Source organism: Carboxydothermus ferrireducens DSM 11255, from assembly GCF_000427565.1.
Lineage (GTDB): Bacteria > Bacillota > Z-2901 > Carboxydothermales > Carboxydothermaceae > Carboxydothermus > Carboxydothermus hydrogenoformans.
On record NZ_ATYG01000041.1, the window covers coordinates 1 to 14408 of the forward strand.

The window sequence follows — 14408 nt, forward strand, 5'->3', positions numbered from 1 at the left end:
TCACACCGATTGCTATTGAAGAAGGATTGAGATTTGCTATTCGGGAAGGTGGCAGAACTGTAGGCGCGGGCGTTGTTACCGCGATCGAAGAGTAAGTTTAAAGGGAGGGTTTCCCTCCCTTTTTTGTTTAGGTTAAAATTTTCATTGTATTGACAGGGCTGGGGTATTGTGATAGATTATATTAGGTAAAATTGTAAACTGCCTATGATTTTTTTATTTTTAGGAGGATGGTTGAAATGCGCGTAACAATAACTTTAGAATGTACCCAATGCAAGCACCGTAACTATACTACTACCAAAAACAAAAAGAACGATCCGGGGAGACTTGAATTAAAGAAGTATTGCCCTTACTGTAATGCTCATACGGTGCATAAAGAAACAAAATAAAAGGATGGGGAATTTTTATGGGAGCTGCGGGTAAGGAAATTTCTAAAACCGAAGTTGGGAAAGAGACCCGGAAAGCTTCTAAAGCGGGTGAGGGAGCCTGGGTAAAAACTCAGCAGTATTTTCGGAGCGTTTGGGCCGAGGTGAAAAAAGTCCACTGGCCGACCCGAAATGAATCAATTGTTTATACGGGAGTTGTTTTTTTAACCGTTATTATTGTAGGCCTTATCATCTGGCTTTTTGACTCGTTTTTAAGCTTTTTCCTGAACTTACTTCTTAAATAGGTAAAGGCAGGAATCTTGTAATGGAAAAAAACTGGTATGTCGTCCATACCTATTCTGGACACGAAAACAAAGTAAAAGCCAACTTAGAAAAAAGAATTGAGTCGTTAAACATGGGGAATCACATTTTCCGCATTTTGGTTCCCATGGAAGATGAGTTAGAAATTAAAGACGGAAAGAAAAAGGTGTCCAAACGCAAAATTTTCCCCGGTTATGTTTTAGTGGAAATGATTTTAACTGACGAGTCGTACAATGTGGTTAGACATACTCCTGGAGTAACAGGTTTTGTTGGGGGGTCCAAGCCCATTCCTTTGACTGCCCAGGAAGTACGGCAAATTATGAAGCAGATGGGTATTGATGAACCCCGGACTAAAATTGATTTGGAAATCGGGCAACCTGTTCGGGTAAATGCTGGACCTTTTGAAGGGTTTGTTGGAAATGTTGAAGAAATTTACCCGGATAAGGGGAAAGTAAAGGTTTTGGTTTCTATGTTTGGGAGAGAAACTCCCATTGAACTTGATTTTTCCCAGGTAACTAAGATATAGTTTTTGAATGGAGGTGAAAAGATGGCTAAGAAAGTAGTTGCAGTAGTGAAATTACAAATCCCAGCAGGTAAAGCGACGCCTGCTCCCCCGGTTGGTCCTGCACTTGGTCAGCACGGGGTTAACATAATGGCTTTTGTTAAAGAATACAATGAGCGTACTGCTCAACAGGCTGGTATGATTATCCCCGTTGAAATTACTGTTTATGAAGACCGGTCCTTTACCTTTGTAACTAAAACTCCGCCGGCTTCTGACCTTCTTAAGAAAGCTGCCGGAATAGAATCGGGTTCGGGCCAGCCCAACAAGAAAAAAGTGGGTAAAGTTACCCGGGCTAAAATTCGGGAAATTGCTGAGCTTAAGCTCAAAGATTTAAATGCCAACGATGTTGAAGCAGCAATGAGAATGATTGAAGGTACTGCCCGGAGTATGGGAATTGAAGTTGTAGACTAATTTTTTATTATATTAAAATTTTGCTAAAAAGTGGGAGGAGTGTCTTTCCGCTAATACCACAAGGAGGGAAGGAAAAATGCCAAAACACGGAAAGAAATATTTAGAAGCTGCGAAAAAAGTTGATAAAGCCAAGTTATATGAACCGGCGGAAGCTTTTACTCTGGTAAAGGAGCTTTCCTTTGCTAAGTTTGATGAAACCGTTGAAGTGGCTGTAAAACTTGGGGTTGATCCCCGGCATGCCGATCAGCAGGTAAGGGGTGCCGTAGTGCTGCCCCACGGTACCGGTAAAACCCGGAAAGTATTGGTTTTTGCAAAAGGGGAAAAGGCGAAGGAAGCAGAAGCTGCCGGTGCTGATTATGTTGGTGCCGAAGAATATATTGAAAAAATTGCCCAGGGTTGGATCGATTTTGACGTAGTGGTGGCGACTCCGGATATGATGGGAGCTGTGGGGCGTTTGGGTAAAATTTTGGGTCCTAAGGGGTTAATGCCCAGCCCGAAAACCGGAACCGTTACCTTTGAAGTGGCAAAAGCGATTGCCGATATTAAAGCCGGTAAGATTGAGTACCGGGTAGATAAAGCTGGTATTGTCCACGTGCCGATTGGAAAAGTGTCGTTCCCGGTAGAAAAGCTTGTGGAAAACTTCAATACCTTAATGGATGCTTTAATAAAAGCCAAGCCCGCAGGTGCAAAAGGTCAATATTTAAAAGGTGTAGTAGTTTCTTCAACTATGGGGCCTGGCATCAAAATAAATCACTTAAAGCTAGTTAAATAGTGTTGTCAAATCGTTCGACATGTGTTAAAATGACCATTGTGGCAAATAAATATTTATTTGCCGTAGACCGTTGGTGCCTGAGGGCTTAATGGGAAACCGCCAACCGAGGCAAGGCTTAAGGAAGAAAAACCCAAGGCCGCCGTGTGTCTACGGCGGCCTTAATTGCTTTCGAGGAGGTGGATCGTTAGTTGAAACCGATTATTGAACAAAAGGCAAAAGTAGTAGCGGAGATTGAGGAAATGATTAAAAGCTCCCAGGCGGCAATACTGGTTGACTACCGGGGGCTTACTGTGGCCGAAATGACCGAACTTCGGCGGAAACTCAAGGAAAAAGGTGCGGAAATTAAAGTTGTAAAAAATACTTTAGCTAAACGGGCTGCCCATAACTTGGGTATTACCGGATTGGATCCTTATTTAGAAGGACCAACTGCTTTGGCTGTGGCCAAAGAAGATCCAGCTTCAGCTGCGAAAGTTTTATTTGATTTTGCTAAAGATCATCCTAATTTAGAAATTAAAGTTGGAATCCTGGAAAATATTGTTCTGGAAAAGGACAAGGTCAAAGCCATTGCCGATCTTCCACCGCGGAACGTTCTTTTGGCAAAGCTTCTTGGTGGCATGCAAGCTCCCCTTTACGGATTTGCTGGAGCTCTTGCCGGTGTGCTTAGAAAATTTGTTTATGCTCTTGAAGCGATTCGCAAGCAGAAAGCTGGCGAAGAATAATTTGTTGGGTATAAGCCGCTGGGCTTAACCATAAATAGAAAAAAATATTTTTGGAGGTGAAATAAATGTCCAAAGTACAAGAAATTTTAGAGGCTGTGAAAAGTTTAACTGTTCTCGAGCTTGCTGAGCTTGTAAAAGCTTTTGAAGAAGAGTTTGGTGTCAGCGCTGCTGCTCCTGTAGCGGTTGCTGCGGCTCCGGTGGCTTCCGCTGCTGCGGCTCCTGCTCAGGAAGAAAAGACCGAATTTGACGTAATCCTTGTCAGCCCCGGGGCACAAAAAGTTAACGTTATTAAAGTTGTCCGGGAAATCACCGGCCTTGGCCTCAAAGAATCCAAGGATTTGGTGGATGGTGCTCCGAAGCCTGTTAAGGAAAAAGTCAGCAAAGCTGATGCCGAAGCTATCAAGGCCAAGCTTGAAGAAGTTGGCGCTACTGTTGAAATTAAATAGTAACCTTTCCAAAAGCCCTCGGCTCTTTGCCGGGGGTTTTTTATATGGAAGCAAGGTTCGGCATATAGTTAGGGTAGAACTTATTTTCTGCTGCTGTTTAGCCCACTATTATAAAGAACTCAAAACCCCCGGAGTTTGGTAAAATTAAATCAAGAAAATCGATCGCTCGGGATGGTTAATTTTGGTGCTGAACAAAATTTCGGTCGTTGTGATGAATTTTTACCTCCGGGAGGTAATCCGTTTATTGACAATTACAAATACTTGTGATAACATTTAAAAATGCCATCTTGTAATTAAATTGGAGGATGTGTAACATCTTGCGACTTTGGATACAATATGGTAATGTGAAGTATTGCCTTGAATATTTTTAGGTAGAAAGGCAAAAGGGATTCTTTTTGCCTTTTTACCTTTTTGGCTTTTAATTTTTTCTGAGGGGTGATAGTTTAAATGATACCGGTGCAGGTCGGGAAAAAAATTCGTTATAGCTATGCCAAATTTCCCGAAATCCTGGAACTTCCTTATCTCATTGAAATTCAGAAAAAATCGTACCAGTGGTTTTTAGATGAAGGGTTAAGGGAAGTTTTTCGGGAAATATCCCCGATTACCGATTTTACCGGTAATTTATCTTTAGAGTTTTTAGATTACTACCTTGGTAAGCCCAAATACTCTGTGGAGGAGTGCAAAGAACGGGATTTTACATATTCTGCCCCTCTTCGAGTAAAGGTAAGACTTTTAAATAAGGAAACCGGAGAAATTAAAGAGCAGGAAGTATTTTTAGGGGATTTCCCCTTAATGACGGAAAAAGGTACCTTTATTTTTAACGGTGCTGAACGGGTTGTAATCAGTCAAATGGTTCGTTCCCCCGGAGTTTACTTTTCGGAACAGGTCGACCCTAACGGTAAAAAAATGTACCTGGCAACAATTATCCCTAACCGGGGAGCCTGGTTAGAATTTGAGACGGATGTAAATGACCATATATATGTCCGTATCGATCGCACCCGTAAGCTTCCCGTAACGGTGCTTTTAAAGGCGCTTGGGTACGAATCAAAAGGGCGCATTGCGGAATTATTCGACCATGATGATAAAATTATTGCTACCCTCGAAAGAGACAATACCGATTCCCGGGAAGAAGCGTTAATTGAAATATATAAAAAGCTCCGTCCGGGTGAACCGCCAACGGTGGAGAGTGCGAAAACTCTTTTAGATTCAATGTTTTTTGATCCAAAACGTTACGATCTGGGTAATGTTGGACGATACAAGCTATTTAAAAAATTAAATCACGGGGTATTATACCGTTACCTCGAGGAAGACGGTGAAAAAGAATATGATAAATATTTAAATGACTATGTTCCCGTTAAAAGGGAGTTTATTCGGGAACTTACTAACGAAGATATAATTTATACCATTCGCTATCTTTTAGGATTAATGCGGGGACAGGGGAAGGTAGACGATATTGACCATTTAGGCAATCGCCGGCTCCGGTCAGTAGGGGAATTACTGCAAAACCAATTTAGGATCGGTTTAGCCCGGATGGAACGGGTTGTGCGGGAGCGGATGACCATTCAGGATGCCGATTCATTAACCCCGCAGGTTTTAATAAATACAAGACCTATTGTAGCTGCCATTAAAGAATTCTTTGGTTCCAGCCAGCTTTCCCAGTTTATGGACCAAACCAATCCTCTGGCCGAATTAACCCATAAACGGCGGCTTTCGGCTCTGGGACCGGGAGGACTTTCCCGGGAAAGGGCTGGTTTCGAAGTACGGGACGTTCACCACTCCCATTACGGGCGGATGTGCCCCATTGAAACGCCGGAAGGTCCAAACATTGGTCTTATCGGTAATCTAACTACTTATGCCCGGGTAAATGAATTTGGCTTTATTGAAACTCCCTACCGCAAGGTTGATAAGGAGCGGGGAGTTGTAACCAATGAAATTGTTTACTTAACTGCCGATGAAGAAGAAAAATACATTATTGCTCAGGCTAACGTCAGGCTTTCTCCGGAAGGAAAATTTTTAGATGAAATGGTCAATGCCCGGCATGGCAGCGAAATCTTGCACGTCGAGCCTTCAAAAGTTGATTTTGTTGATGTTTCTCCCAAACAGGTTTTCTCGGTGGCAACTTCCCTAATTCCTTTCTTAGAACATGACGATGCCAACCGGGCGTTGATGGGTGCTAACATGCAACGGCAGGCAGTGCCGCTTATCCGGACCGAAGCGCCGGTAGTTGGCACCGGTATTGAGTACAAGGCTGCTAAAGACTCGGGGGTTGTGGTTCTGGCCAAGAATCCTGGAGTTGTGGAGCGAGTTACTGCGGATGAGATCGTCATAAGAAACGACCAGGGGCAAATAGACCGGTATAAGCTTATAAAATTTCAACGGTCCAACCAGGGGACGTGTATCAATCAAAAGCCGATTGTCAGGAAAGGTGAACGGGTGGAGAAGGACCAAATAATTGCTGATGGTCCGTCTACCGATCACGGTGAACTGGCTTTAGGTAAAAATGTTTTGGTGGCCTACATGCCCTGGGAAGGTTATAACTATGAAGACGCTATTTTGATAAGCGAAAAGCTGGTTAAAGAAGATGTTTTTACTTCCATTCACATTGAAGAATACGAATGTGATGCCCGGGATACTAAGCTTGGTCCCGAAGAGATTACCCGGGATATTCCCAATGTTGGTGAAGATGCCTTAAAAGATTTAGATGAACGGGGAATTATCCGGATAGGGGCTGAAGTCCGTCCGGGGGATATCCTGGTAGGTAAAGTCACTCCCAAAGGAGAAACGGAACTTACTGCTGAAGAAAGACTTCTTAGGGCTATTTTCGGGGAAAAGGCCCGGGAAGTCAGGGATACATCCCTGCGGGTTCCTCACGGAGAATCCGGAAAAGTTGTCGATGTTAAAGTTTTTTCCCGGGAAAATGGCGACGAGCTTTCTCCGGGAGTAAATATGCTGGTCCGTGTTTACATTGCCCAGAAACGGAAAATTTCCGTCGGGGACAAGATGGCTGGTCGCCACGGTAATAAGGGTGTTGTGGCAAGGATTTTGCCGGAAGAAGATATGCCTTTCTTACCCGACGGCACCCCCGTGGAAATTGTTTTAAATCCTCTGGGTGTTCCTTCCCGGATGAATATTGGACAGATTCTGGAGTGTCACCTGGGGTGGGCTGCCAAGGCTCTTGGGATAAATGTAGCAACTCCGATTTTTAACGGGGCTACCGAAGAAGATATTTTTGAGGCGCTGCGAAAGGCAGGACTTCCGGAAGACGGCAAGATAGAAGTAAGAGATGGACGTACCGGTGAGCCTTTTGACAGCCGCGTAACGGTAGGCTATGTTTATATGCTGAAACTTGCTCACCTGGTAGACGACAAAATCCATGCCCGGTCTACCGGTCCGTATTCTCTGGTCACCCAACAGCCGCTGGGTGGAAAAGCCCAGTTTGGTGGGCAGCGGTTCGGGGAAATGGAGGTTTGGGCTTTGGAGGCCTACGGCGCCGCTTATACGCTGCAGGAAATTCTCACCATTAAGTCGGACGATGTGGTTGGTCGGGTAAAAACCTACGAAGCAATTGTTAAAGGAGAGAATATCCCTGAACCGGGTGTTCCAGAGTCGTTCAAGGTATTAATCAAGGAACTGCAAAGCTTGGGGCTTGACGTTAAAGTTCTCACCGATAATGATGAAGAAGTAGAAATTAAGGAAATAGACGATGATATAGGTGAAAAAGCCGAAGAATACGGCTTAGCGGCAAGCATTGCGGATCGAGACGAAGTAAAAAACGAATATTATGAGGAAGAAGTAGAAGCGGATTTTGAGATTAATGATGATTTTGATGGTGACCTGGAGGATTAAATTATTGAAAGGAGAGAAGCTCCTTGCTGGTTCTAAATAACTTTGAGCGTATTAAGATTGGTCTTGCATCTCCGGATCAAATCCGTGCCTGGTCCCATGGAGAGGTTAAAAAGCCGGAAACAATAAATTACCGGACTCTAAAACCGGAACGGGATGGACTTTTTTGCGAAAGAATATTTGGCCCTACCAAAGACTGGGAGTGTCACTGCGGTAAATACAAACGGGTTCGTTATAAGGGAGTCGTCTGTGACCGCTGCGGGGTCGAAGTAACTCGTTCAAAAGTGCGGCGGGAACGGCTTGGCCATATTGAGCTTGCTGCTCCGGTATCGCATATCTGGTATTTTAAAGGGATTCCCAGTCGGATGGGCCTTTTACTGGATATGTCTCCCCGTTCCCTGGAAAAAGTTTTGTACTTTGTTTCGTACATCGTGATTGACCCCGGGGAAACTCCCCTTCTTAAAAAGCAGTTGCTGACCGAAACGGAGTATCGGGAAGCCCGGGAAAAGTACGGCAATGCTTTTAAAGCGGGAATGGGAGCAGAAGCGATAAAAGAGCTTTTGGCGGAAATAGATTTAGATGAACTTTCCGCCGAGCTCAAGGCGGAGATTAAAGAATCAACCGGACAGCGGCGGATCAGAGCACTCCGCCGATTGGAAGTTGTCGAGTCGTTTAGAAAATCCGGCAACCGGCCGGAATGGATGATTTTAGATGTTATTCCGGTTATTCCTCCGGAACTGCGGCCGATGGTCCAGCTGGACGGTGGCCGGTTTGCCACGTCGGACTTAAATGACCTGTACCGGCGGGTAATAAACCGTAACAACCGCTTAAAAAGGCTTTTAGAATTAGGGGCACCGGACATCATTGTCCGAAATGAAAAGCGCATGCTGCAGGAAGCGGTGGATGCTCTTATCGATAATGGCCGGCGTGGCCGTCCGGTAACAGGACCCGGAAACCGGCCCTTAAAGTCCCTGTCGGATATGTTAAAGGGTAAGCAGGGGCGTTTCCGCCAAAACCTATTGGGTAAGCGGGTGGACTATTCCGGTCGTTCGGTTATCGTGGTTGGCCCGGAATTGAAGTTGCACCAGTGCGGTTTGCCAAAGGAAATGGCTTTAGAGTTGTTTAAGCCGTTTGTTATGAAAAAATTAGTGGCCGACGGTATTGCTCACAACATTAAAAGTGCCAAGCGCATGGTGGAGCGGGTCAAACCCGAGGTTTGGGATGTCCTGGAAGAGGTAATTAAAGAACATCCGGTGCTTTTAAACCGGGCGCCTACCTTGCACCGTTTGGGAATTCAGGCTTTTGAACCGGTTCTGGTGGAAGGTAGGGCAATCCAAATTCACCCGCTGGTTTGTACCGCTTACAACGCTGACTTCGATGGCGACCAAATGGCGGTTCACGTGCCTCTTTCGGCGGAAGCCCAGGCGGAAGCTCGACTTTTAATGCTTTCTTCCCACAATATCCTGAACCCTAAAGACGGAAAGCCTGTAGTCGTACCGACTCAGGATATGGTTATTGGCAGTTACTACCTGACGGTAGAAAAGCCCGGTGCTAAAGGTGAAGGCAAGAAATTTGCCCATCCGGAAGAAGTAATAATGGCTTATGAAGAAGGGGTTATCGAGCTTCACACCAAAATAAAAGTTCGCTATCCCATACGGGGAGAAATAGTGGAGTTAGAGACCACTCCGGGAAGGATAATATTTAATGAGGTAATTCCCGAAGAGTTAAGATTTATAAATCACTTAGTTGATAAAAAAGCCCTGGGAAAAATTGTTACCGAATCGTATAGAAAGCTTGGCTATGAAAAAACCGGCTACTTGTTAGACGGTCTTAAAAAACTTGGATTCCATTATGCAACAAAGGCCGGTCTTACCATTGGTATCGTAGATATTACCGTTCCCAAAGAAAAGCAGGAAATTTTAGAAGAAGCGGACCGGATGGTGGCGGACATTGAAGTCAAGTACCGCCGGGGTTTAATTACCGAAGATGAACGTTATCAGCGGGTGGTAGATATCTGGAATGCGGCAACCGAAAAGGTAACGAAAAAACTGGTGGAAACCTTAGAAGCTTCCCAGTTTAACCACGTTTATATGATGGCCAAATCTGGTGCCCGGGGTAACATTCAACAGATTCGCCAGTTAGCCGGAATGCGGGGATTGATGGCCGATCCTTCCGGAAGAATCATTGACCTGCCGATTAAAGCTAATTTCCGGGAAGGGTTAACGGTATTAGAATACTTTATTTCCACCCACGGAGCACGGAAAGGATTGGCGGATACGGCGCTTAGAACTGCCGACTCCGGTTACCTTACCCGGCGACTGGTTGACGTTTGCCAGGATGTTATAGTCAGGGAAGAAGATTGCGGTACCGAAGATGGTATTTATGTTACCGATGTGAAAGACGGGACTGATGTTATTGAAAAACTTGAAGATAGAATTTTGGGGAGAGTGGCTGCGGAAGATGTAGTCCATCCGGAAACGGGCGAATTACTGGTCGCGAAAAACCAGGAAATTACTGAAGAAATCGCTGAAAAAATTGTTTCGGCAAATATTAAGAAGGTTAAAATCCGTTCCGTATTAACCTGTCGCACTCGCCACGGGGTTTGCACCCGGTGTTACGGTCGAAATCTTGCTACCAACAGCATAGTAGATATCGGCGAAGCGGTAGGAATTATTGCCGCGCAAAGTATCGGAGAACCGGGTACCCAGCTTACCATGCGGACCTTCCATACCGGTGGTGTTGCCGGTGAGGATATTACCCAGGGTTTACCGCGGGTCGAAGAACTGTTTGAAGCCCGGAGACCCAAGGGCCAGGCGATTATTACCGAAATTGATGGTGTGGTTGAGGTTCGGGATAACAAAGGACGCCGGGAAATTGAGGTCATAAATCAGGAGACCGGAGAACGCAAGGTATATCCTATAACTTATCAAGCACGCATCAAAGTCCAGACCGGAGATAAAGTATATGCCGGGGACGAACTAACGGAAGGGCCAATTAACCCCCATGACTTAATTAGAGTTAAAGGTATCGAGGGGGCTCAGCTTTATCTCCTCCAGGAAGTGCAGAAAGTTTACCGGATGCAGGGTGTGGAAATTAACGATAAGCATATTGAGGTAGTTATTAGGCAAATGCTAAGAAAGGTAAAAATTGAGGATTCCGGTGATACCGACCTTTTACCGGGAAGCCTGGTGGATATTTTTGAATTTGAAGATGAAAATGCTAAAGTTATTGCAAAAGGTGGAAAACCGGCAACCGCTAAGAGGGTACTGCTGGGGATAACTAAGGCTTCGCTGGCAACTGACTCGTTCTTATCGGCGGCATCGTTCCAGGAAACCACCAGGGTGCTTACCGAAGCGGCTATTAAAGGTAAGGTTGATCCGCTTTTAGGCCTTAAGGAAAATGTGATTATCGGTAAGTTAATACCTGCGGGTACGGGTATGGCCCGTTACCGCAATATCATGGTTCAGGCCAAGAATGAAGAGTAAAATTTCAGGGGCCGGGACCTCACGGCCCCTGAAAAATTAACAAAATTTTAATGGATATTACCTCCGGCGAAAATTTAGATGAATTGACAAGGATTTTGCAAAATGCTATCATATAAAAGTGTGTTAACAGGCGGGAGGGAGTATAGTGCCGCTTTCGGAGATTAAGGAAACCAAAAACAGGACGGTTGGCACCAAGCAAACTTTAAAAGCCCTCCAAAAAGGGAAAGCGATAAAGGTTTTTATTGCCTTAGATGCAGAAAAGCGGGTTACCGATCCGGTGGTAGCCCTCTGCAAGGAAAAAAATGTTCCAGTTGAAACCGTAGATACTATGGCAGAATTGGGAAAAAGCTGCGGTATTGCTGTAGGTTGTGCCTGTGCTGCAATTATTGATCCGGGGAAGGAGGTGTAATAAATGCCAACGATTAATCAGTTAGTGAGAAAAGGTAGGGAAAAAGTAGCTGTGAAATCCAGTGCACCGGCGCTCAAAGGATGCCCGCAAAAAAGAGGAGTTTGTACCAGAGTCTATACGACAACCCCGAAGAAGCCGAACTCTGCCTTACGGAAAGTAGCCCGGGTACGGTTAACTAATGGCATTGAAGTTACCGCATATATCGGCGGTATCGGTCACAACTTACAGGAACACTCGGTGGTATTGGTACGGGGTGGCCGGGTTAAGGACCTTCCTGGTGTGAGATATCATATCGTTCGGGGAGCGCTTGACTGTGCTGGAGTGCAGAACCGCAATCAAGGTCGTTCCAAGTACGGAACAAAACGGCCTAAAGCTAAGAAGTAAAAAGTAACTGAAAGAATCCTTGTAAAGGGGGGAAGAAGATGCCCAGAAGAGGACCTGTGCCCAAGCGGGATGTTTTGCCGGATCCAATTTATGGCAGTAAATTGGTAACCAAGTTGATTAATAAGACAATGGTTGACGGCAAAAAAAGCTTGGCGGAAAAAATCTGCTATCGGGCTTTTGATATAATCCGGGAAAAAACCGGCAGGGATCCATTAGAAGTTTTCGAAGAAGCCATGAAAAATGTTATGCCCGTACTTGAAGTACGGCCGCGCCGGGTTGGTGGGGCCAACTATCAGGTACCGGTGGAAGTTCGTCCGGAACGGCGGCAGTCCTTGGCTATCCGCTGGATCGTCAACTATGCCCGGGAAAGAAACGGCCGGAGCATGGAAGAAAAATTGGCTGCTGAAATTATGGATGCGGCTAACGGTGTTGGCGGAGCCGTTAAGAAAAAAGAGGATACTCACAAAATGGCCGAGGCCAATAAGGCGTTTGCCCATTATAGATGGTAAAGGAGGGAATACGATATGCCGAGAGAATACCCGTTGGAACGGACGAGAAACATCGGGATTATGGCTCATATTGACGCCGGCAAAACGACTACAACAGAGCGTATTCTCTTCTATACCGGTAAAGTGCATAAAATGGGCGAAGTGCATGATGGTGCCGCGACCATGGACTGGATGGTCCAGGAACAAGAGCGGGGTATTACCATTACCTCAGCGGCTACTACATGCTTTTGGAAAAATCACCGGATTAACATCATTGATACGCCCGGCCACGTGGACTTTACCGTGGAAGTTGAAAGATCGCTTAGGGTTTTAGACGGCGCCGTGGCGATATTTTGCGCTGTTGGTGGCGTTGAACCCCAATCGGAAACTGTCTGGCGTCAGGCCGATAAATATGGTGTTCCGCGGATAGCGTATGTTAACAAAATGGACCGGATGGGAGCCAACTTTTTTGAAGTGGTGAGGCAAATTAAAGAACGCCTGGGGGCCAATCCGGTACCGATTCAGCTCCCCATTGGAAATGAAGATACGTTCCAGGGAGTTATCGATTTAATTGAAAATAAAGCGATTATTTATACCGATGACCTTGGTACTCAATTAGCGGAAGCGGAAATTCCTGCTGAGATGTTAGATTTGGTAGCTGAGTATCGGGAAAAAGTAATGGAAGCAGCCGCGGAAGCTGATGAAGAACTAATGTTGAAATACTTGGATGGGGAAGAACTAACTCCCGAAGAAATCAGAGCGGGACTTAGAAAAGCAACAATTGCTGTAAAAGTTGTTCCGGTACTTTGCGGTTCTTCCTTTAAAAATAAAGGTGTTCAGCCGCTTTTAGACGCTATTGTTTATTATTTACCTTCTCCGGTGGATATTCCGGCAGTGCGCGGGATTAACCCCGAAACGGGTGATGAAGACTTCCGGAAAGCAAGCGATTCCGAGCCATTTGCCGCTCTGGCGTTTAAGATTATGGCTGATCCCTATGTGGGTAAGCTCACCTTCTTCAGGGTTTATTCCGGTGTTCTTAAAGCCGGTTCTTACGTTTTAAATTCCACTAAAGGAAAGAAAGAGCGGATTGGCCGCTTGCTACGGATGCATGCTAACCACCGGGAAGAAATTGATGAAGTATGTTCCGGAGATATAGCTGCAGCAGTTGGTTTAAAAGATACCCACACTGGAGATACCATTTGCGATGAAAAGCATCCAATTGTTTTAGAATCCATGGAATTCCCCGAGCCGGTTATTAACGTCGCGATTGAACCCAAGACCAAACAGGACCAGGAAAAGATGAGTATTGCCCTGCAACGTTTGGCTGAGGAAGACCCCACCTTTAAGATGTGGACCGACCAGGAAACCGGCCAGACCATTATTGCTGGAATGGGTGAATTGCATTTAGAAATTATCGTCGACCGGCTCATGCGGGAGTTTAAAGTTGAAGCCAATGTTGGTAAGCCCCAGGTTGCTTACAAAGAAACCGTTCGGGGGACTGCCAAGGCCGAAGGTAAGTACATCCGGCAAACCGGTGGACGCGGTCAATACGGTCATGTTTGGATTGAAATTGAACCGCTGGAACCCGGTAAAGGTTATGAGTTTGTCAATAAAATTGTTGGTGGCGTGATTCCCAAGGAATACATCCCGGCAGTAGATGCTGGTGTACGGGAAGCCTTAGAATCCGGAGTACTGGCAGGATATCCGGTTATCGACGTTCGGGTAACGCTGTTTGATGGTAGCTTCCACGAAGTTGACTCTTCAGAAATGGCCTTTAAAATTGCCGGTTCCATGGCCGCTAAACAGGCGGTTTTAAAGGCAAATCCGGTTCTTTTAGAACCTATTATGAAAGTTGAAGTTGTTGTTCCGGAAGAATACATGGGTGAGGTTATCGGTGACCTCAACTCTCGCCGGGGACGGATTGAAGGTATGGAAGCCCGGAACAACATGCAGGTTGTAAGAGGCTATGTACCATTAGCTGAAATGTTTGGTTATGCTACCGATCTCCGTTCGAAAACCCAGGGACGGGGTACCTATACTATGCATTTCTCCCATTATGAGGAAGTGCCCAAAAACTTGGCAGATCAAATAATTCAAAAAAGACAAGGTAAGTAAAAAGGAGGAGTAACGATGGCGAAGGCAAAATTTGAGCGGGTAAAACCGCACGTAAACATTGGGACGATAGGTCACGTAGACCACGGGAAGA

14 protein-coding genes and 1 other annotated feature are annotated in these 14408 nt (G+C 45.4%); all 14 genes read left to right on the plus strand.

Translation table 11 applies throughout. The features are described from left to right. Nucleotides 1–95 (plus strand): EF-Tu C-terminal domain-related protein (locus CARFE_RS16010; protein ID WP_154652766.1); only part of this gene is annotated, 95 nt, incomplete at its 5' end. A gap of 141 nt (nucleotides 96–236) precedes the next feature. Next, complete coding sequence (gene rpmG / locus CARFE_RS0111665; protein ID WP_028052878.1) at nucleotides 237–386, plus strand: 50S ribosomal protein L33; 150 nt, start codon at nucleotides 237–239, stop codon at nucleotides 384–386. Between the two features lie 17 nt (nucleotides 387–403). Beyond that, complete coding sequence (secE, locus tag CARFE_RS0111670) at nucleotides 404–667, plus strand: preprotein translocase subunit SecE (protein ID WP_084138935.1); 264 nt, start codon at nucleotides 404–406, stop codon at nucleotides 665–667. Nucleotides 668–687: 20 nt separating this feature from the next. Continuing rightward, nucleotides 688–1209 (plus strand): transcription termination/antitermination protein NusG, encoded by a 522-nt coding sequence (gene nusG, locus CARFE_RS0111675; protein ID WP_011345206.1) that lies wholly within the window; start codon nucleotides 688–690, stop codon nucleotides 1207–1209. A gap of 21 nt (nucleotides 1210–1230) precedes the next feature. Continuing rightward, the gene (rplK, locus tag CARFE_RS0111680) at nucleotides 1231–1656 is read left to right on the plus strand and encodes a 50S ribosomal protein L11 (RefSeq protein WP_011345205.1); all 426 of its coding nucleotides are present in this window, start codon (nucleotides 1231–1233) and stop codon (nucleotides 1654–1656) included. A 76-nt stretch (nucleotides 1657–1732) separates the two neighbouring features. Then, nucleotides 1733–2428, plus strand: coding sequence for a 50S ribosomal protein L1 (rplA, locus tag CARFE_RS0111685; RefSeq protein WP_028052880.1), 696 nt, complete (start codon nucleotides 1733–1735; stop codon nucleotides 2426–2428). A 42-nt stretch (nucleotides 2429–2470) separates the two neighbouring features. Continuing rightward, nucleotides 2471–2601 (plus strand) — a sequence feature (ribosomal protein L10 leader region). Between the two features lie 15 nt (nucleotides 2602–2616). Continuing rightward, the gene (gene rplJ / locus CARFE_RS0111690) at nucleotides 2617–3147 is read left to right on the plus strand and encodes a 50S ribosomal protein L10 (protein ID WP_028052881.1); all 531 of its coding nucleotides are present in this window, start codon (nucleotides 2617–2619) and stop codon (nucleotides 3145–3147) included. Nucleotides 3148–3212: 65 nt separating this feature from the next. Then, nucleotides 3213–3593 (plus strand): 50S ribosomal protein L7/L12, encoded by a 381-nt coding sequence (gene rplL, locus CARFE_RS0111695; protein WP_028052882.1) that lies wholly within the window; start codon nucleotides 3213–3215, stop codon nucleotides 3591–3593. A 447-nt stretch (nucleotides 3594–4040) separates the two neighbouring features. Then, on the plus strand, nucleotides 4041–7439 hold the full coding sequence (rpoB, locus tag CARFE_RS0111705) for a DNA-directed RNA polymerase subunit beta (protein WP_011345200.1): 3399 nt from the start codon (nucleotides 4041–4043) through the stop codon (nucleotides 7437–7439). A gap of 23 nt (nucleotides 7440–7462) precedes the next feature. Continuing rightward, a complete protein-coding gene (gene rpoC, locus CARFE_RS0111710) occupies nucleotides 7463–10921 on the plus strand; it encodes a DNA-directed RNA polymerase subunit beta' (RefSeq protein ID WP_028052883.1) in 3459 nt (1152 codons plus the stop codon). A gap of 145 nt (nucleotides 10922–11066) precedes the next feature. Continuing rightward, complete coding sequence (locus CARFE_RS0111715) at nucleotides 11067–11330, plus strand: L7Ae/L30e/S12e/Gadd45 family ribosomal protein (RefSeq protein ID WP_011345198.1); 264 nt, start codon at nucleotides 11067–11069, stop codon at nucleotides 11328–11330. Nucleotides 11331–11333: 3 nt separating this feature from the next. After that, on the plus strand, nucleotides 11334–11714 hold the full coding sequence (rpsL, locus tag CARFE_RS0111720; protein ID WP_011345197.1) for a 30S ribosomal protein S12: 381 nt from the start codon (nucleotides 11334–11336) through the stop codon (nucleotides 11712–11714). Between the two features lie 38 nt (nucleotides 11715–11752). Continuing rightward, the gene (gene rpsG / locus CARFE_RS0111725) at nucleotides 11753–12223 is read left to right on the plus strand and encodes a 30S ribosomal protein S7 (RefSeq protein WP_011345196.1); all 471 of its coding nucleotides are present in this window, start codon (nucleotides 11753–11755) and stop codon (nucleotides 12221–12223) included. 15 nt (nucleotides 12224–12238) lie between these two features. Beyond that, nucleotides 12239–14317, plus strand: a complete 2079-nt coding sequence (gene fusA / locus CARFE_RS0111730) for an elongation factor G (RefSeq protein ID WP_011345195.1) — start codon at nucleotides 12239–12241, stop codon at nucleotides 14315–14317. The last annotated feature ends 91 nt before the right edge of the window (nucleotides 14318–14408 follow it).

Excerpts from the sequence above, each read along its gene's own strand:
- rpsG (WP_011345196.1), top strand. The coding sequence starts at position 11,753 with ATGCCCAGAAGAGGACCTGTGCCCAAGCGGGATGTTTTGCCGGATCCA.
- rpoB (WP_011345200.1), top strand. The coding sequence starts at position 4,041 with ATGATACCGGTGCAGGTCGGGAAAAAAATTCGTTATAGCTATGCCAAA.
- rpmG (WP_028052878.1), top strand. The coding sequence starts at position 237 with ATGCGCGTAACAATAACTTTAGAATGTACCCAATGCAAGCACCGTAAC.
- nusG (WP_011345206.1), top strand. The coding sequence starts at position 688 with ATGGAAAAAAACTGGTATGTCGTCCATACCTATTCTGGACACGAAAAC.
- secE (WP_084138935.1), top strand. The coding sequence starts at position 404 with ATGGGAGCTGCGGGTAAGGAAATTTCTAAAACCGAAGTTGGGAAAGAG.
- fusA (WP_011345195.1), top strand. The coding sequence starts at position 12,239 with ATGCCGAGAGAATACCCGTTGGAACGGACGAGAAACATCGGGATTATG.
- rplA (WP_028052880.1), top strand. The coding sequence starts at position 1,733 with ATGCCAAAACACGGAAAGAAATATTTAGAAGCTGCGAAAAAAGTTGAT.
- rplL (WP_028052882.1), top strand. The coding sequence starts at position 3,213 with ATGTCCAAAGTACAAGAAATTTTAGAGGCTGTGAAAAGTTTAACTGTT.
- rplK (WP_011345205.1), top strand. The coding sequence starts at position 1,231 with ATGGCTAAGAAAGTAGTTGCAGTAGTGAAATTACAAATCCCAGCAGGT.
- rpsL (WP_011345197.1), top strand. The coding sequence starts at position 11,334 with ATGCCAACGATTAATCAGTTAGTGAGAAAAGGTAGGGAAAAAGTAGCT.